This is a genomic window from Agarivorans albus (assembly GCF_019670105.1).
Lineage (GTDB): Bacteria > Pseudomonadota > Gammaproteobacteria > Enterobacterales > Celerinatantimonadaceae > Agarivorans > Agarivorans albus.
The window spans coordinates 3,819,859-3,838,424 of record NZ_AP023032.1; the positions used below are offsets into that span (position 1 = coordinate 3,819,859).

Sequence of the window (18,566 nt, forward strand, 5' to 3'; positions counted from 1 at the left end):
ATGATGCGAATACTCATGCAGCCTTGGGCACAACAAACACTCGCTACTGCACTATTGCTAGGTCTATTGCTGCCCTATGATGCTATGGCTGATAACCCACAAACCATTAGTTATCCTAAGTTCAGCCAACGCTCAGAATATTTTGAAAAAGTTCTGGCACTTGCCCTAGCCAAAACCGAACAAGAGTATGGCATTGCCAATCTTCAACCTTTTGAGCGAGAGCTAAGCAATGAGCGCTTGCGCCGCTATTTACAAGACAAGCAATACATAGACGTAATGTGGTCCACAGCCACTAAACAGCGTAATAAAACACTGCGCCCTGTTAAGTTCGACTTATTACAAGGCCTTGGCCAATATCGCTTTTTGTTAGTACAAGCAGGCGATAGCAAGCGCTTTGAAAATATAAAGACTTTACGCCAACTTCGTCAATTTAGTGCAGGCTCTGGTACCTATTGGAGTGATACCAAAGTAATGCGTTACAACGGCATCGAGCCTGTTACTTCGGTAAACCATAGCTTATTACCTATGTTGGCCGCAGGCCGCTTTGATTACCTTTCACGCGGTGCGCATGAGGTATGGTCTGAGCTTGCAGCTCACACCAATCAGTTTGAATTACTGGATAACGTGGTTCTCAAGTACACTTGTCGATATTTTTTCTACGTGAATAAAGACAATATTGAGCTCGCAGAACGTTTAGAAAAAGGGCTTTATCTAGCTCTAAATGACGGCAGCTATAACCAGCTGTTTTTTAGTGAAAGCGACTTTAAGCAAGGCTGGGATAAACTCAACCAACTCGCTCCAGCAAGCATAATCACACTTAATCCACCCTAGGATTAAACGCGCAAACCACACAACCAAAAAAGGAAGCCAAGGCTTCCTTTTTGCTGAGTTAGCTATGCAAGCTAGTAAAAGTAGATGTTGTCTAGGTATACGCTGTCACTAGTGGTACCCCAAAGCTGCACACCAAGTTGCGATAAGCTGGCGGCATCAAAAGCACCGGGTTGAACCATATCTGCAAATACTAGCTCAACACTAATCCACTGCTCGGTTGCTACAGGCAGCATGGTATGGATAACCGGGCCACTGGCAGAGACAACCTGGAATACCGCTTGGCTAACACCACTGGTAGCATACATATCAAAGCGCAAGCCAGTCATGCCAGAAGCATTCACAACCCCATCTTGAATACCGTATTGAATGCCCGTTACGCCGCCTTCAACGCCATCTGGAATAATCTGCAAGCGAGCAACATTGTTACCTGCTACTTGAATCTCACTATGGCTTGGCGCATTCCACCAATTATCAGACCAATAAGAAATCGGTTTATCTACCTGTAAACTATCACTGTATAAAACCAATACCTCATCATCGCTCACGCTAGCGACGTTTGCCGCAACGCTTGGCCCAGGGTTTTCTGCTACCAGCACAATCTCTAGGCTGGCATCAGCTCCCAATAGCTGCTGATTTTTTTGCGCCGCACCGTAACCACTGGCATCGGCTTTAACCTTATGCTCGCCTTCTGCAAGATTAAGGAAAGCCACACCACTGGCGTTAGTAGTTGCACTTTGCTCACCCACGCTCACCTGCGCTCCAGCAATGGCTTGAGAGGATTGGTTTACAACACTTACTGCTAACTCGAAGGTATTTGACTGGCCAGAGAAGTACAGGTTATCTAAGAACACTGCTTTACCCGGCTCTCCCCACAACTTAATGCCGGCCATAGTTAACGTTGCTGGGTTTAATACGCCGTCACCTTCGCCATCAGCATCTTGCATTTCAGCAAAGGGAATTTGATAAGACACCCATTGCTCAGTTTGAGGAGAAATAACACTATACAAAGCTGAGCCATCACTGGAGACTAAGTGGATCTCCAGTTGACTAATGCCCGCCTCTAAATACAAATCTAGGTTCATATTCACGTGAGAAGAGGCATCAACGCTGCCATTTTCAATACCAAACTCGATACCAGTAACACCGCCTTCTACGCCCAATCCGGCAATCTCATAACGGGCATAGTTGTTATCATCAATCACTCCAGGCGAGTAAAATGGCGCATTCCACCAGTTGGAGTTCCACACCGATATATATTGGTCTTCATTTAAGCTATCGCTAAAAATCACTACTGCTTCGTTGTCGGCTAAGGCAGGTGGCTGTGGTGCAGCGCTACTTGGTTGGCTAGTCACTAACTCTTGGCTTAACATATAAATGTCTGTGAGCAACAAGCTATCACTGATGGTGCTATCAAAAATTAAGCCTAGCCAAGTTAGCTGGCTAAAGCCATAGGGCAGAGGAACTTCCATTTCTACCCAACCATCTTCTAATGGCGTGCCGCTGCTCAAGGCGTAAGCAACTTTAGATTCAGGATTGCTTGGCCCTTGCAATACCACCTCTACCGCAGTAAAGGAATTGGCTTTTATCTTAAATCTAAGGTGGGTATAAGCATCAATCGCTACCGCATTTTCAGGCTCATTCCCCCAAGCAATAGACGCTTTATTGCCCCAGGCGGTGCCACTGGTGATATTAACAACGCGACCCATACTTGCGTCATCAAGGTCACTAATTACACTGCCAGATCCCCAGTTATCTCCCCAGTGTTCAATGTTATACGAGCTATCATTGTCGGAGTGAAAAACATATAAAGGCCCGCTAACTGTTGGTTGCGCCTCCAAATTAATACTTACGCTTAAGCCTTGCTCACCAAGCTCTAGAGATTGTTGGTGAGTTTGATAGCCAGCCAAACTCACGCTTAAGGAATAGCTACCAGCAGCTAGCTCAAAGCTAGAGTAACCTTGTTGATCACTTGTTTGAGCCTGCTCTGCAATGCTTACTTGAGCATCTGCTAATGGTAATTGGCTATTTGCATCCACTACCGTGACAGCAACTTGATAAGCGTTTTGTGGCTCGGGGTCTGTCTCGCTGCTGCCTCCACACCCCAGCATTAAGGCACAACATATTGCCAAAAAGTAAATTTTGAGCATTTCAATCATCACTAATATCCTTATTAATTTTAATAAATTTCAGGTGCAAAAGTGCCTACCCGATTGGGGACAGCAAGGCGAAAGGTAAAGCTTGGCTAAGCGCAAAAAGGCTTAGCCAAAAATGAAATAGCGCTTAAATCAGCGCTTATTTGAAGTGTTTACGACGAAAAACCAGCAGACCAGCTAAACCAAGCAAAGTTGCTAAGCCAAAGCTGCCACCACCCGAATCACCATCTGATTGACCATCAACAGGCTCACTGCTTGCTTGCACAGTAAAATCTAAACCATCGCGGGTGCTAAGTTGGCTATCAGCGTTATGCTCTAGGCTTACTTGCAGGGAGTAGCTGCCATCAAGCATTGACGCAGGGTCAAACTGCAAAGTGGTTCCCTGCATAATTGGACTAGGTAGTTCATCGGTTTGCCAATACAAACTGTAATTGTCGAGTGGCTCTTCACCCTGCTCAATATTGGCAGTTACCGTAACCATGCCGGCAGCAGGGTCGACTAAGCGGGTATCATTACCTGCTTGAGTAAGGCTAAGTTCAACACTGGCTAAACTGTCGCTAGGCTCAGAATCATCGGCACGGGGCGCATTTTCATCACAGTAGCTAGCATCGCTGCTATCGCTAAATTGGCAATGGGCAATGTAATCGACTTCCATAGTGGCAAGCGCTAAATTGGGATCGATAAAACCACCTAAATTGCCGCCCATAGCCAGATTAAGCAGTACAAACATAGGCTCTTGATATTGGTTGCAGCCACTAATATTCTGGCTAACTACCAAGGTCTCATCAACGTAAAAGTCTATTTTGTCTTCGCTCCACTCCATGGCGTATTTGTGCCAATTTAATACATCGCTACCACCGTTTGGATAAGTATAACGATGCTCTTCACCACAGCCTGATACATTAAAGAAGTTGGTAATATAGGTATTTGGCTCATTAGAAAACCATTCCCATACATCTATTTCACCTGCCCCAACATTTGGCCAATTTACATTATCGCCATCACCCTTTATTGGCTGCTCGGCAATGCGGTTTTCTAACATCCAAAACGCTGGCCAAGTACCCGCTTCTAGGTTGTGAAAACGGATCCTCGATTCAATACGACCATACAGAAACTCTCGTTTGTCTTTTGAATTTAAGCGCCCTGAGGTCCAGGTTTTTTGTTGACCGCCTAAAGTTGCACAGTTTTGAGTCTTTTTGCGGGCGATAATTTTTAAGCTACCTTCCGATACCTCATAGTTGCGCTCATCAGAGTAATCATCGTCGGTATAACATTGCACTTCGTTGTTATAGTTTGCTTGAGTTTGAGCGGTCCAATTGCTCCAATTTACCCGGCTACCATCAAAGGTGTCGATCCACTGTACTTCCCAGCCGGCTTGCGCCGATGAAGTAGCTGCAAAAAACAAACCAGCCAACAGCGTTGCTTTTTTAGCAACTGTAAAACGGCTTACTGCATCGTCTTGAGAAAACATCTTGCTTACTATCCTTGAGTTAAGCTGAGCCGTTTTGCTAGCCACGCAGATCGCAGCCGAGCAAAGGGCTAAATAAAAAAGGCGATGATCAAACAGGTTTAATCATCGCCTCTGGCTTACGCGCTAACGACTGGTACGCTAGCTAATGGTTAGAGGCGCTTTACTCCAACCAAGAAATGTTACGAATTTCTATGTTGCTTAAGGTTGGCGCACTGCCACCTGATTCAGCATAAAGATCCGCAATAGTGAACGGTGAGTTAACCACGCTAAGATCAGCAGCAGCAAAGTTAGAGAAGCTGCTTAAGCTAATAGTGTGTTCAACCCACTGGTCAGTTAGGGTGTAACCTTGGCCATCGTTAAAGCGAACCCAATGATTAGTGCCGCCCGAGGCCGTTGTTTGGAAACCAAGGTAGAAGCCATAAGCAGCATCGCCTTTAATTTCGAAAGTGATTTGGGTAGAGCTTGAAAGGTTACTAGTTTGTCCAGGAATACCTACGCCAGCTCCCCAACCCCAATCTTTGGCAGTAGCAGGATCTGAAGCAATGGTTAATACGCCAGTGGCATCATCTACGCCAGCCCAAGCGGTAGCAGGGCTGTCCCAACCATAGGCAACCGCACCTTCGTATAAGGCAGTATTCAATACTACAAACTCACCTTCTTCAGGAGGGGTAACAACAGGTGCATAAGGAGGTGGTAAAATAGTCGCCATTAAAGTATCAAAGTCACCGCCAAAGCTAGCAGTAAACGACGATACATCACCGCGGGTTAAACCAGCGCTGTTTAAGGCCTCTACTTTATCCCAAGCTAGGTACTTAACATTGCCGTCAATATCAATTAAGCCAAAGTGTTTTTCTGAGTGGCCCGGGTTGCTTTCATCGCCCTTCCATGGCTCGTCAAAGGCTTGGAAGAAAAACAGTGACGCACCAAAATCGTTGGAGAAAGTACGCATTGCATCATAAAATGCTTTTTGCTTGTACTCGTCGGCAGCTTGAGTGCCGCCGGCACCAAAGTTTTCATTTGAAACCGTAGACCAGCCCGTTTCACCGATGTGAATTTGCTTGCTCGAATCAATGGTATTGATAAAGTCTTGCGCCACTTTAATTTGTGACACGGTATGCAAGTAGGCTTTATCCATTGCTGAATCAACTTGCTCCTGCACGGTTAAATCTTGCTCGCTGGCAGGTACTTTCCAATCGGCTGAAAAAGTAGGGTCGTAAAGCGTGTCGTGGTGAGCGTAGGTATGTAAAGACACATAGTCTACTGCTTCAATCAATGCGATAAGATCTGCTTGTTCACCAATGTTGGCACTGTCGTCGATGCCTGCCCATACCGCATGGTTATCAGAACTGGTAATCCAAATATTGGCTACCGAAGGGTTCTCAGATTTCCATTGCTGTAAGTCGTTAACGTGACCAAGGATAATGCCAGGTACCACGTGGTATTCTGCCCAATTAACCATTGCTTCATTACCCACCGCAATCACTTTGATGATTTCTGGGTAAGCTAAGGCAAGCTCTTTGGCTTTAGCCATTTCTAAAGCATTTTCAGGGTTCTCTTGATCGTGAATCACTGGTTGATCAGTCCATGAGTTTAGGGCATCAATCCATACCCCTAACTGCACGTACATTTCAAAAGATTCATCTTCGGCCATTAGCTCGGCAATGGCTTGTAATAGGTTCTCGGTATTGCTTTTACCATCAAGGCCAATGAAACCCTGAGTATTGTAGGTGCGGAGCATTTTTATGCCCATGGCCGATAAAATTTGCATGTCTTCTTTATGCATATCAACCGTAGGTACATTAACGCCACTTTCGCGTACTGTTGAACGCCAAGCACCATAAGAAATCGCTAAGTAATCGGGGTTACCCAAAATTACATCGCCGTTTAGAGCGCTAGGATAAACGCTACCAGGGCCAGGTTGAGGAGCAAGCTCGGTGCCAGTTCCAGGGCCAGTTCCCGGATCACCCAAATCATTCAGGGGCTCATCGGCACAAGCCACCACTAATACCGACATGGCGGCCAGCAAAATTGATTTTAAACTACATATTTTCATCTTTTTTCCACCAGTTAAATTGAAACAATTAACCTGATACTTCCTTGAAAATGAGAATACGTTTAGCGCATTCTCGGTGACGGATAAATGCAGGGGCACTTAGCAAAATGCCCCTGCAATCTAAGCTTACGGTTGAGCGCTAAAGCTGATGTTGTCGAAATACATAACAGTATCAGCAGGGCGAACCTCTACGATGGGGTCATCAAAGTCTGGGAATACCACAACTTCAACCATATCTCCTTGTGCAGCAGCCGCGGCAAACTCTGGGTGCTGACTAAAATCAAAAGTCAGCTCTTCCCATTCGCCCACCTTAGTATTGCTCGCAAGAATCTCTGCTCCCCATTGGTTAGCCGCTGCTAACTTAAGGCGTACTGCGCTGATTTTGTCTTTATAAACCATCATTTTCACAGTGCTGTTGCTAGCGTTAAGCTCAAAACCTTCTACTGATCGAGTCACTGTGCCAGCCCATGGTGCTCCCGCTGCGCGAGCGGTAATTTTGGCTACCGTAGCAGAGCCGTTAATGCCAGAGGTATCAGGGTTAGCAACAAACTCAATAACTGGGTTGTCGTCGTTTTCAAATACTTCCCAACTTAGTGTTTTGGTTTCGAAATCTATGCCTTCATCGATAGTTACCGTGTTGTCATCACCAGCGATTGGCGCTTCGGTACCGCCAGTGGAAGAGACTTGAACGTTGTCGACTAAGTATTTAGAACCGATGCCCGTTCCCCATGCTGGAAAAATCATCACTACGTCAATAGCGCTTGGATCTAGTCCTGCATTTTGTAACTCCGCTAAGTCAAAGCTGTAGTGCTTCCAAGTATCTAGCTCTGGAAGCTCGGCTAAACTCAGTTCTGCGAAGTTAGCTCCGCCGTTTGATTCAACTTTAAACTTCCAATCGGTTGCGCCACCTTCAGCGGTCAATTTCAAGTCAAACGAGATAGACCCACCGTTTGCCCAAGCACTCGCATCAATAGGCGTTCCGTTGGTAGCGCCGTGATCGGCACGGCTACTAAAGCCATTAACCTGTTCGCCAACTACTTCAAACTCGGTGGCTGCTCCATAGCTATCATCGCTATCGGTCACCACGGCTGGTGTGGTACCGCCACAACAATCCCAGGCGATCCAACTTGGGTTAGCGGCATCATTGAAAATTACCACTGAGTCACCTTCAGGCGGGTCAACTGGGTCAACTGGGTCAACTGGGTCAACTGGGTCAACTGGGTCAACTGGGTCAGTCGTGTCTTCTTGTTCTACAAAGGTCACGTCATCCCAGTAAAAAATTTTGTCTTCACTGGCGTCCACTAAGAAGTCGAAGAAAATTGATTTTTTGTTAAAGGTATATTCTGGATTAAGTTGCTGGGTACCATCTGCAACATTGGTAAAGTCGAAGCTAAGTTTTTCCCAGGCAGCCGCCACAGTAGTGTAAACAAGTACCTCGGCAGTTTGTGTATCGTCGTCTGCATTCTCTACTTTAAGCAGCACTGGTACGCCCGATTCTGGTGAATACACCCACACACTTATAATGCTGCGATCTTGGGTAATGGCTAAGGTGGCCGTATCGCCCAGTGTGGTGCCAGCCCAGTCTTCTGCAGCCGCTGCTTTGGTAGTTTTAATTACCGTAGCACTAGTGCTGTAAGCGGTAATGCCATTTAAGGCTGGATTAGCTGCGGCTAACTCGGTTACCGCACCACCAAAATCTGTCATGGGTAAATCTAATGATAGTTTTGTTCCGCTGTCAGCATCTGGGTTAGTTGGTTCTACCGGATCAACAGGGTCGGTGGTATTACCGTCTGCCACAAACTCTACATTGTCTACGCGGTAAACTGCGCCTTCACCTTCTCCCCAAGCTGGGTAGATTAAGATGTTATCAATGCTGCTTAGGTCTAAACCTTGGGTCGCTAAGTCTGCAAGGTTCACACTAACGTGCTGCCAAGTATCTAACACCGGCGCGGTGATCATTATTTCAACTTCTTCACCACCGGCGTCATTTTGAATGCCGCCATTACTTTCTAATTTTACCGCCCAGTTCACATCACCTGGGCTGGCTGTCATTTTAAGGTCAAACTCCAAAGTACCGGTGCTTTCCATTGCACTCGCGTCTAAAGCACCACGTTCACTATCACGAACAAAACCTAACACCGCAGGCTGAGCATTAATCGCAAACTCGGTGACCATGCCGTAGTCACTAAGCTCAATTGGATTCGTTGGTGTGGTACCACCACAGCAGTCCCATGCAGGCCAATAAGGGTTTATCGCATCATTAAACACCAGCAGGTCGTTGCCTACTGGATCAGTTGGCTCAACCGGATCGGTAGGCTCTACTGGATTTGCGGGGGTTTCGCCATTTACTACTTCGTCAGCACAACCACTTAACGCAAGAGCCAAAGCGGCAGCTAATACCGTATTGGCCAGTTTGAATTTGCTATTTGTCACTGTCATTCCATGTGTCCTTGATAGTTATTAACATCATGTTTTAACTAAAAAACGGATTATTTTTGGCTCTCAAAAAAGAAAGCGCTTACTTTTTATTGCTAAAAAAATGACTTTTCAGCCAGTGTTCTTGTCCATGAATTTGTTTAGAGCGCAATGCTACATCGCCATTACACGTATAAATAAACAACAGCTAACGGAATCTGTACAGCGTTACCGCAAGGCTTAATTAAAAATATTGAGGCTCATCACGAAAAGTAAGCGTTTTCAAAATATTGTTAATACAAATCCTATGAAAAGCTTATCAAGATCAAACGCGCATGGCTTAAATCCCAAGGAAATAGTGTATTTTCCACTCGTAAACACCCCTAATTAGGTAAAAACCGAGCTAAATGTGACCCAAGTAGAAAAATAACCGCCTTTAGATTGCCTACATTTCGATTCTAAAATAGAGTGCCACAAAAGAAAGCGCTTTCTTTTTGGCTCTTAAGACTTATAGTGTGGACCTTAAGGATTAATAAGAAAGCGTACCTAGCGAGAGTGCCGATAAAAAAGGATTATCTAATGCAGAGTAAAACGGTTTTATCTTCAATTATTTGCGGTTTAATGTTGTCATCAGGAAGCGCAATAGCCAGCGATCTTAAACAAGGCGGAACCCTTACCGTACCGATTATTGGTACTGGTTTTGTAGAAAACTACAACCCTTATACTTCTAAAGACTTGTTACATGGAGTGATGTTTGAACCATTAATGGTTTTCAACAATATGACCGGTAAAACTGAGTGGCGCCTGGCTAAATCAGCTGAATATTCCGACGATCTTAAAACCATTAAGCTCACCCTTCGTGATGGTTTAACCTGGTCTGATGGCAGCCCTCTTACTGCTAAAGATGTAGCTTATAGCTTCACCATGACCAAAGAAAATGGTGCATTTGACCAACGTGGTATTTGGACCGACGGCAACCTAATTAGCATTGAAGCAACGAATGATACAACGGTAGAGTTTAAGTTAAACCAGGCTGATTCAACCTTTATCTGGAACCTAGAGAAATACCATATCATTCCAGAAAAAGTGTGGAGTAAAGTAAGTGACTTAACCACCTTCACAAACCCCAACCCTATTGGTAGCGGTCCAATGACCGAAGTGAAGTATATTAAAACCCAGCAAATGGAGTTGTGCCGCAACCCCAACTATTACTTAGAAGGTTTGCCTCACTTAGATTGTATTACCTACCGCTCTTACAACGATAACTCGCAAATTCAGCCAGCTTTAATGAAAGGCGAAATTGACTGGGGTTCCAACTTTATTGCTGACATCGACAATACATTTGTTGCGGCAAGCCCAGAAAATCATCATTACTGGTACCCAGCAAACGATGCTATTCATTTATACGTAAATACAAAAGAAGCGCCTTTTAGCGATTTAGAATTACGTAAAGCCTTATCAATGGCTTTAGACCGTGAAGCGATTGTAGATATCGCGGCCTATGGTTACCCAACGGTTAACTTTAATGCCGGTGGTATTGGTGAACTATACAGCACTTATATTGATGCCGACGTTACCGCTAAGTACAAAGACTTAACCACTTACAACCCAGACAAAGCTAACCAAATGTTAGATGCAGCTGGCTATGTAGATAAAAGTGGCGATGGCTTCCGCCAAACCAAAGACGGTAAGCGCATCGAGTTTGATATTGAAGTAGTAAACGGCTGGACCGATTGGATCCAAGTAGTACAAATGGTTACCGAATACTTCGAAGAAGTAGGCATTAAAGCCAATGTGAAAACCGTTGATTGGGCAGTGTATGACTCGTCACTAAAAGACAGTAAATACAAAATGTCGATTAACTGGTCGCTAGTAGCTACCCACCCTATTTTGGCTTACCAAGATTACTACTCAAGTTCGCGCATTGGTAAAACGTGGCATGGTGGTCATGGTGTTCACTCACCAGAAATTGACGCCCTAATTGATGGCTTTGGCAAAACTAACGACACTGCAGAACAGGCCGACATCATCAAGCAGCTGCAAGTATTTAGCGCAGAGAACTTACCTTTCATTCCGCTATTTTCTAATCCAACTTGGTTCCAATACAACAGCTCTAAAATTGTTGGTTGGCCAAACGCAGAAAACCCATATGTACAGCCAGTATGGTACGACGGTGGTAAACGAGTGTTAATCATTAACAATCTTCACCTTAAGTAACACAACTGTAGAGAGCCACTGGTTGGCTCTCTTACTTTGGAAAATATTATGAGTTTTTTATTACGCCGACTGGGCTTTTACTTCACAGCCTTCTTGATCGCCATCTCCTTTAACTTTTTGTTACCCCGGTTAATGCCAGGCGATCCAGTTGACGCATTATTTGCAGCAGCTCAAGGCAGAATGGATCCCGCGCAAATGGACGCGGTAAGAGAAATGTATGGTTTTATGGATGGCTCGGTTTTTGAGCAATACATTGCCTACATTAAAAGTGTATTTACCTTGGATTTAGGTCCTTCAGTATTAATGTTCCCAGTGGGAGTAACTGAAGTGATAGGAATGGCCCTGCCGTGGACCATGTTCCTAGCCCTAGGTTCATTGATTGTAGCGCTAATTATCGGGGTATCAATTGGCACCTACGCTTCTTATCGACGTGAAGGTTTTTTTGGTCAGGTATTTCCGCCGGTACTCGCCTTTATTAGTAATTTCCCGTACATCGTAACTGCATTATTGCTGTTCTACTTTTTTGGTTTGCAGTTAGAGCTGCTGCCACTGGCTTATACCTACGACCCTACCTTAGACCCTGCTTTTAGTTGGGAGTTTATTGGTAGCGTACTTAAACACGCCATATTACCCATGGGCTCCATGGTTGTGGTAGGCATTGCCACCTGGGTATTTAACATGCGTAACGCCATGATTAATGTGCTGGGTGAAGACTATGTGACGATGGCAGAAGCCAAAGGTCTATCGAGCTTTCGGGTAATGTATCGCTACGCTGGGCGTAACGCGATCTTACCGGTAGCTACCGCTATAGCCATGGCCATTGGTTTCTCATTTGCCGGCTCAATCATGACCGAGGTGGTGTTTAACTACCAAGGCTTAGGCAACATCTTGCTTAAAGGTATTGTGGCGCGCGACTACCCACTTATTCAGGCTATTTTGCTCATTCTTGTTACTGCGGTACTAACTGCAAACTTCATCGCCGACTTGTTGTATGTCTGGCTTGATCCCCGTATTTCGAAGTAGGTTTTACTATGGAACATCATCACAACTCAGCTAAGTGGCACCAAGTATTAGCCAAGTGTTTAGCCTTTTTTCATGGTAATCCACCGGCAATTATTGGCGGATTACTAGCTACAATTATTTTGCTCGGTGCACTATTTGCTCCAGCAATTGCAACACACGATCCACAAAAACGTGTATCCAGACCTCACCAAGCGCCAAGTGCCGAATACATTATGGGCACAACCCGTAACGGCCGCGACGTTTTTAGCCAAGTGCTTTTTGGCGCCCGTAAATCACTAACGGTTGCGATTACTGCCGGTATTATTGCCATGAGCATTGCGGTAGCCGTTGGCGTTAGTTCTGGTTACTTTGGTGGCAAAATTGATGAATGGTTAAACTTCATCACCAATGTATTTTTGGTTTTTCCGCAACTGCCCTTATTGATTGTATTAGCCGCCTTTCTTGGGCAAGTGGGCTCCTTAGTGATAACCGTGCTGCTGGGGGTCACCTCCTGGCCATGGGGCGCTAGGGTTATCAGAGCCCAAACCATGGCAATACGAAACAAAGAGTTCATCATTTCGGCCGAGGTAATGGGCGAATCCAAGCTGCGCATCATCTTAGTGGAAATTCTTCCTAACTTGGTTTCTATCGTATTTGGTGGCTTTTTGGGTACGGTGATTTACGCCATGGGCTCTGAGGCCGGTTTAGGCATATTAGGTTTAGGCGACGCCACCGAAGTTAGCTGGGGCTCTATGCTCTACTGGGCGCAAGTTTCTTCTTCTCTCTACACCGGCGCATGGTGGGAGATGCTAGTACCAGCCTTAGCTCTAGCCTTTACCGGTGGTGCGCTAGCGCTAATTAACATGTCAATTGACCAAGTAAGTAATCCAAAACTTAAAACTGGTCCGCACCTAAAAGTATGGAAAAAACTGCAAAAAGCAGCCAATCAACGTCGAGGTTTAGCATGAGCCAAGCATTACTAGAGATTAACAACCTAAGCGTTGACTATGTTTCACCCAATGGCATTGCTCGCGCGGTAAACAATGTAAGTTTAAGCATTGCCCCAGGCGAGACCCTTGGCCTAGCTGGTGAGTCGGGTTGCGGTAAAAGCACCCTCGCCTTCGCGATTTCCCGTTTACATAAAGCACCCGCGCTAATCCCTGAAGGAGAAATCCTTTATAAGGGCAAGGACGTGCTGAAAATGAACGATAAACAGCTACGGGCATTTCGCTGGAATGACACCTCGGTAGTATTCCAAAGTGCCATGAACTCACTTAACCCAGTAATCACCATTGGTGAGCAGTTAATCGATGTTATTTTGGCTCACAAGCAAGTCAGTCTAAAACAGGCTAACGAAAAAGCCACTGAGTTGCTGTCGGTAGTGGGTATTCATGGCGACCGCTTAAAAAGCTTCCCTCACCAATTAAGTGGTGGCATGCGCCAACGTGTCGTTATCGCTATCGCCTTAGCGCTAGAGCCAAAGCTAATCATTATGGATGAACCAACCACGGCTCTAGACGTAGTGGTTGAACGAGAGATCCTTAATGAGCTTTACGATCTAAAAGAGAAGTTTGGCTTCTCGATTTTGTTCATTAGCCACGACTTAAGCTTAATGGGCGAAATAGCCGACCGTATTGGAGTTATGTACGCCGGTAACTTGATTGAAATTGGCGACGCCAAAACAGTATTTAACCAGCCTAGCCACCCTTATACCAAAGGTTTGGTTTCGTCGTTCCCAACCATTCATGGGCCAAAAGAGCGCTTATACGGGATCCCAGGCGACCCGGTAAACCTGCTCAAATTACCTAGCGGCTGTAACTTTCAAGCGCGCTGTAACGATTGTGTAGAAAACTGTAAAAGCGATGAACCTATTTTGCGCGCACAAGCTAGCGGTGTTCATGCTGCTTGTCATATTTTGGAGGTTCAAAAATGAGCGTAGTAAGCGAAAATCAAACCGTACTTGCGGTCGAAAACTTAATTAAAGACTTTCCCATTGGTTTATCGTCTAACCCAAATAACCTAATGCGGGCAGTTAACGATGTATCTTTTGAGCTTAAAAAGGGCCAAGCCTTAGCGATTGTTGGAGAGTCTGGCTCCGGTAAAAGTACCGGTGCTCGGGTGCTAACACGCATCTATGAGAAAAATGGCGGTGACATCCTATTTAAGGGCCTGCCTTTGGATGAGTTTGTAAAACAACATGGTTCGCTAGAATATGCTCGCCAAGTACAAATGATCTTCCAAGACCCCTTTGGCTCACTTAACCCAGTGCATTCAATCTACCACCATATTGCTCGCCCCTTGCTAATTCACAAACGCGCCAGCAAAAAAGAACTACGCAATAAGGTTTACGAGTTGCTCGATTTAGTAGGCCTTTCGCCAGTAGTGGAAACCGCCGAGAAATACCCCCATGAGCTAAGTGGTGGTCAACGCCAACGGGTTGCTATTGCTCGCGCACTAGCGGTTGACCCAGAAGTTATCTTAGCTGACGAGCCGATTTCGATGTTAGACGTATCGGTGCGCTTGGGCATTTTGAACCTCATGGCCGATTTAAAAGACAAACGTGGCATCAGTTTCATGTACATCACTCATGATATTGCTACCGCACGCTACTTTGCAGAAAAGACTGCTGTTATGTACGTAGGCCACATGGTGGAATGGGGTAACAGTGACAAAGTAACCCAAACGCCCCAGCACCCCTACACCAAGCTATTACTGTCGGCGGTGCCAGAGGCAAGTAAAAGTGGTCGCCGTGAACTAGGTGCGAAAAAGGGAGACATTCCTATGTGGCACCCTAACTCAGTGGGTTGCCCATTTGCTGCGCGTTGCCCAAATGCCTTGGACAAGTGTAATCAAGCATTTCCAGAAGTGACTCAAATTGCCGACGATCACTTCATACGTTGCTTTAACGTTTAACAAGAATTTTTTTGCGCTGCAAAGTAAGCGCTTACATGGATTTTAAGCTAATGAAAGAAGAAAACATGGATACATTAACAAAAGACATCACCGGAGAGTTTGTCTCTATTGATGGTGATAAATACTACCAAATCAAAAACGTCGATCAGATGGCCCCGTTTTTTATCAGTGTGGTTTCAGCCAGCGACCATTGGTTATTCATCTCTTCAACCGGTTGTTTATCGGCAGGGCGCATTCGCCCAGAGAACGCTTTGTTTCCCTATAAATCAGTAGATTATATTCATGAGAATGCTGAAAACACCGGCAGCAAAACTATTGTAAAAGTAACGAGCGAAGCAGGCATCCAACAGTGGGAACCCTTCAATCAACACCACGATAGTTTCTACCAATTGCGTCGCAATATTTATAAAAATATTGCGGGTGACAAAATCATCTTTGAAGAGCTCAATTTTGATTTAGGTTTAAGCTTTAAGTACCAATGGAGCAGCAGCGAAAAGTTTGGTTTTGTTCGTCAAGCAACACTCACCAACACCACTCATAAAACACGTGAAATTGAGCTAGTGGATGGCATTCAAAACTTACTGCCGTCGAATACGCCATTCTCAATTATGCAAGGCAGCAGCGCCCTACTTGACGCCTACAAATGGAATGAGCGCGAAGCCAACTCTAGCCTAGCCACTTACAGCTTATACGCTAAATTGAGCGACCGCGCAGAGCCTGCAGAATCACTGTTAGCAACTAGCGTATTCTCGCTAGCGGAAAACTGCCAATCAATACTGCTGTCTAGCCAGCAGTTAGCTGCATTTCGCCGTGGCAGCTCAGTAGAAGACGAACAACTAACACGTGGAGTAAGGGGCTCTTATTTCATTCATAAAAAGCTAACACTTGCCGCCGCCACTCAGGATAGCTGGAGCATTGTCGCCGATGTTGACCAATCACACGCCCAGTTAGCAGAGTTGCAGCAGCAAATCAGCAAGCCGCAACAACTTGAGCAAGCGGTTATGGCATCGATTGAACAAAACCATCAGGAGCTTCTTAAGCTTATGGCTGGCAGCGATGCTTACCAGAAAACCGCAGAAGATGAGACCAGCGTACACCACTACGCCAACGTATTGTTTAACAACATGCGCGGTGGTGTGGTTGTTGACCAGTACTGGGTTGAAAGTGCAGATTTTGTGAAAACCCTAAAGAATGCCAATACCCAAGTAGCGCTAGACCAAACAAGCTTCTTAAATAGCTTGCCAGCTAAGATTAACTACGACGAGCTACTGTCGTTAGCGGCTAAACAAAATAGCCCGCAATTATTGCGTTTGTGCCATGAGTACTTACCGCTTACTTTTGGCCGTCGCCACGGCGACCCAAGCCGCCCTTGGAATCATTTCGAGATCAAGCTAAAAGATAACCAAGGCAATCGTTTATTGTCTTACCAAGGTAACTGGCGTGACATTTTCCAAAACTGGGAAGCACTAGGCGTAAGTTACCCAAGCTTTATTAAGAGCTTTATTGCCAAGTTTGTGAATGCCTCGACCATTGACGGCTACAATCCTTACCGCATCACCAAAGCAGGGGTTGATTGGGAGTTATTGGAATCTGACGATCCATGGAGCAACATTGGTTACTGGGGTGATCACCAGATTATCTATTTGCTTAAATTTTTGGAGCAATCAGACAAATACCAACCTGCAGAGCTAAAAGCCCTGCTAGATACAGAGATTTTTAGCTACGCCAATGTGCCTTACGAGATCTCTTCAGCAGAAGCGATTTTTGCCGACGCCAAAAACACCGTTGAATTTAACGAAAACAAACAGAAAATCATTGAAAGCCGCCAAAGCGTAATGGGCAGCGATGCTCGCCTATTGCTTGACCAAAACCAAGAAGTCTACTTGGCAAACTTGGCTGAAAAACTATTGGTTCCACTACTCGCTAAGCTAGGAAACTTAGTGTTAGACGGCGGTATTTGGTTAAATACCCAACGCCCAGAATGGAACGATGCCAACAACGCGATTGTGGGTACTGGCTTGTCCATGGTAACCCTTTATTACATGCGTCGTTATGTGGCCTTTATGCAAAAACTATTTGCCGACAACAAGCAATACGCCATGTCTAAAGAGCTCGCCGAGTGGTTAAGTGCTAGCAGTAAAATTTTACAAGAGGCTAGCCAACTAGTCGCGGCTGCGCCAGTAAACGAAACTCAACGTAACCAAGTATTACGTGACTTGGCCAAGGCCGCAGCAGATTACCGCCAACATGTTTACCAACATGGCTTCTCTGGCAAAGTAACCGTAGATGTAGCAGATATTCAAGCACTACTTGCTCCAAGCCTAGAGATTATGGATAAGAGTATTGCCAGCAACTACCGTAACGACGGTTTGTACAACGCTTATAACATCATTAATTATAAACAAGATGAAGTGGCTGTAGATTACCTTTACCCAATGTTAGAAGGCCAAGTTGCGGTATTGTCTGCTGGAGTACTCACACCAGACGAAGCGGTTCACTTACTCGATAAGTTATACAACAGCAGTATGTACCGCGCGGATCAGCACACCTTTATGCTTTATCCCGATCGCGACTTAGCGGGCTTTGCCAATAAAAACCGAATTTTAGCAGCGCGCGTTGCGGCTAACCCGGCACTGCAAACCATGCTTGAGAAGCACGACCCACGTATTGTGGAGCAAGATAACCAAGGTCACTACCACTTTAATGCTGATTTTGAGAATGCAGGTGCGCTAACCGCTGCTATTGGCGTCGCCAAAGCAGATTACCCAGAAGTCGCCGACTCAGCCTGGCAAGACATCTTTGCCGTTTACGAAGAAGTGTTTAACCACCAAGCCTTTACTGGTCGCTCTGGCACAATGTTTGGCTATGAAGGTCTAGGTTCAATCTACTGGCATATGGTGTCTAAGCTATTGTTAGCGGTGCAAGAGAACTATTTTGCCGCCTACAAACTTGACCCGCACTCCTTAGCCACTCAACAACTAGCTGAGTACTACTACAAAGTACGAGCGGGCATTGGCTTTAACAAGTCTCCAGAGGTGTACGGCGCCTTCCCTACCGACCCTTACTCACATACCCCTAAACAAGCCGGAGCTCAGCAGCCAGGCATGACAGGGCAAGTGAAGGAAGAAATTCTAACCCGCTTTGGCGAGCTGGGTATTTTGGTAGAACAAGGCAAAATTAGCATCAAACCTTCACTGCTTAAAGGCAGCGAGTTCTTAAGTGCTGCCGATGATTACCAATACATTGACCCACAAGGCAATACCCAAAGCCTAGCGCTAGAGGCTAAGCAATTAGCCTTTACCTATTGCCAAGTGCCGTTTATTTACGCCAGCACTGAGCAAAGCCAAGGCCAGCTAGTGGTGAGTTATAAAAATGGTGAACAGTGGTCAAGCGAGTCCTTAGAGATGAGCGAAGAACTCAGTAAGCAAATCTTTGAACGTAGCGGACAAGTGGCCAAGGTGTTTGTTTCGGTGCCAAGCCAAATGTTACTGAGCTAAACAAGAGGAAAAAC

Annotated in this window: 11 protein-coding genes; 7 read left to right on the plus strand and 4 right to left on the minus strand. The window is 45.5% G+C overall.

Annotated features, from left to right (window positions below; genetic code table 11):
• Positions 1-831, plus strand: a complete 831-nt coding sequence (locus K5620_RS17355) for a type 2 periplasmic-binding domain-containing protein (protein ID WP_221077406.1) — start codon at positions 1-3, stop codon at positions 829-831.
• Between the two features lie 71 nt (positions 832-902).
• On the opposite strand, the gene K5620_RS17360 is transcribed toward K5620_RS17355, so the two are convergent.
• From K5620_RS17360 to K5620_RS17375, 4 genes are all read right to left on the minus strand, one after another.
• A complete protein-coding gene (locus K5620_RS17360; RefSeq protein ID WP_016401625.1) occupies positions 903-2,987 on the minus strand; it encodes a carboxypeptidase-like regulatory domain-containing protein in 2,085 nt (694 codons plus the stop codon).
• Positions 2,988-3,123: 136 nt separating this feature from the next.
• A complete protein-coding gene (locus K5620_RS17365) occupies positions 3,124-4,455 on the minus strand; it encodes a glycoside hydrolase family 16 protein (RefSeq protein WP_016401626.1) in 1,332 nt (443 codons plus the stop codon).
• A 160-nt stretch (positions 4,456-4,615) separates the two neighbouring features.
• Positions 4,616-6,508 (minus strand): glycoside hydrolase family 17 protein, encoded by a 1,893-nt coding sequence (locus K5620_RS17370; RefSeq protein WP_016401627.1) that lies wholly within the window; start codon positions 6,506-6,508, stop codon positions 4,616-4,618.
• Between the two features lie 126 nt (positions 6,509-6,634).
• Complete coding sequence (locus tag K5620_RS17375) at positions 6,635-8,947, minus strand: hypothetical protein (RefSeq protein ID WP_016401628.1); 2,313 nt, start codon at positions 8,945-8,947, stop codon at positions 6,635-6,637.
• A gap of 555 nt (positions 8,948-9,502) precedes the next feature.
• On the opposite strand from K5620_RS17375, the gene K5620_RS17380 reads away from it, so the two are divergent.
• The 6 genes from K5620_RS17380 to K5620_RS17405 all read left to right on the plus strand — a co-directional run bounded on the left by K5620_RS17380 (position 9,503) and on the right by K5620_RS17405 (position 18,552).
• Positions 9,503-11,140, plus strand: a complete 1,638-nt coding sequence (locus tag K5620_RS17380) for an ABC transporter substrate-binding protein (RefSeq protein ID WP_016401630.1) — start codon at positions 9,503-9,505, stop codon at positions 11,138-11,140.
• A gap of 48 nt (positions 11,141-11,188) precedes the next feature.
• A complete protein-coding gene (locus K5620_RS17385) occupies positions 11,189-12,163 on the plus strand; it encodes an ABC transporter permease (RefSeq protein ID WP_016401631.1) in 975 nt (324 codons plus the stop codon).
• An 8-nt stretch (positions 12,164-12,171) separates the two neighbouring features.
• Positions 12,172-13,110, plus strand: coding sequence for an ABC transporter permease (locus K5620_RS17390; protein WP_016401632.1), 939 nt, complete (start codon positions 12,172-12,174; stop codon positions 13,108-13,110).
• A complete protein-coding gene (locus tag K5620_RS17395; protein WP_016401633.1) occupies positions 13,107-14,075 on the plus strand; it encodes an ABC transporter ATP-binding protein in 969 nt (322 codons plus the stop codon). Before K5620_RS17390 ends, K5620_RS17395 begins: the two co-directional genes overlap by 4 nt.
• On the plus strand, positions 14,072-15,055 hold the full coding sequence (locus K5620_RS17400; protein WP_016401634.1) for an ABC transporter ATP-binding protein: 984 nt from the start codon (positions 14,072-14,074) through the stop codon (positions 15,053-15,055). Before K5620_RS17395 ends, K5620_RS17400 begins: the two co-directional genes overlap by 4 nt.
• A 65-nt stretch (positions 15,056-15,120) precedes the next feature.
• Positions 15,121-18,552, plus strand: a complete 3,432-nt coding sequence (locus tag K5620_RS17405) for a hypothetical protein (RefSeq protein WP_215426391.1) — start codon at positions 15,121-15,123, stop codon at positions 18,550-18,552.
• The last annotated feature ends 14 nt before the right edge of the window (positions 18,553-18,566 follow it).

Bases quoted from the DNA above. Each gene is read 5' to 3' on its own strand.
- K5620_RS17355 (WP_221077406.1), top strand. From the start codon at position 1: ATGATGCGAATACTCATGCAGCCTTGGGCACAACAAACACTCGCTACT.
- K5620_RS17360 (WP_016401625.1), bottom strand. From the start codon at position 2,987: ATGATTGAAATGCTCAAAATTTACTTTTTGGCAATATGTTGTGCCTTA.
- K5620_RS17365 (WP_016401626.1), bottom strand. From the start codon at position 4,455: ATGTTTTCTCAAGACGATGCAGTAAGCCGTTTTACAGTTGCTAAAAAA.
- K5620_RS17370 (WP_016401627.1), bottom strand. From the start codon at position 6,508: ATGAAAATATGTAGTTTAAAATCAATTTTGCTGGCCGCCATGTCGGTA.
- K5620_RS17375 (WP_016401628.1), bottom strand. From the start codon at position 8,947: ATGACAGTGACAAATAGCAAATTCAAACTGGCCAATACGGTATTAGCT.
- K5620_RS17380 (WP_016401630.1), top strand. From the start codon at position 9,503: ATGCAGAGTAAAACGGTTTTATCTTCAATTATTTGCGGTTTAATGTTG.
- K5620_RS17385 (WP_016401631.1), top strand. From the start codon at position 11,189: ATGAGTTTTTTATTACGCCGACTGGGCTTTTACTTCACAGCCTTCTTG.
- K5620_RS17390 (WP_016401632.1), top strand. From the start codon at position 12,172: ATGGAACATCATCACAACTCAGCTAAGTGGCACCAAGTATTAGCCAAG.
- K5620_RS17395 (WP_016401633.1), top strand. From the start codon at position 13,107: ATGAGCCAAGCATTACTAGAGATTAACAACCTAAGCGTTGACTATGTT.
- K5620_RS17400 (WP_016401634.1), top strand. From the start codon at position 14,072: ATGAGCGTAGTAAGCGAAAATCAAACCGTACTTGCGGTCGAAAACTTA.
- K5620_RS17405 (WP_215426391.1), top strand. From the start codon at position 15,121: ATGGATACATTAACAAAAGACATCACCGGAGAGTTTGTCTCTATTGAT.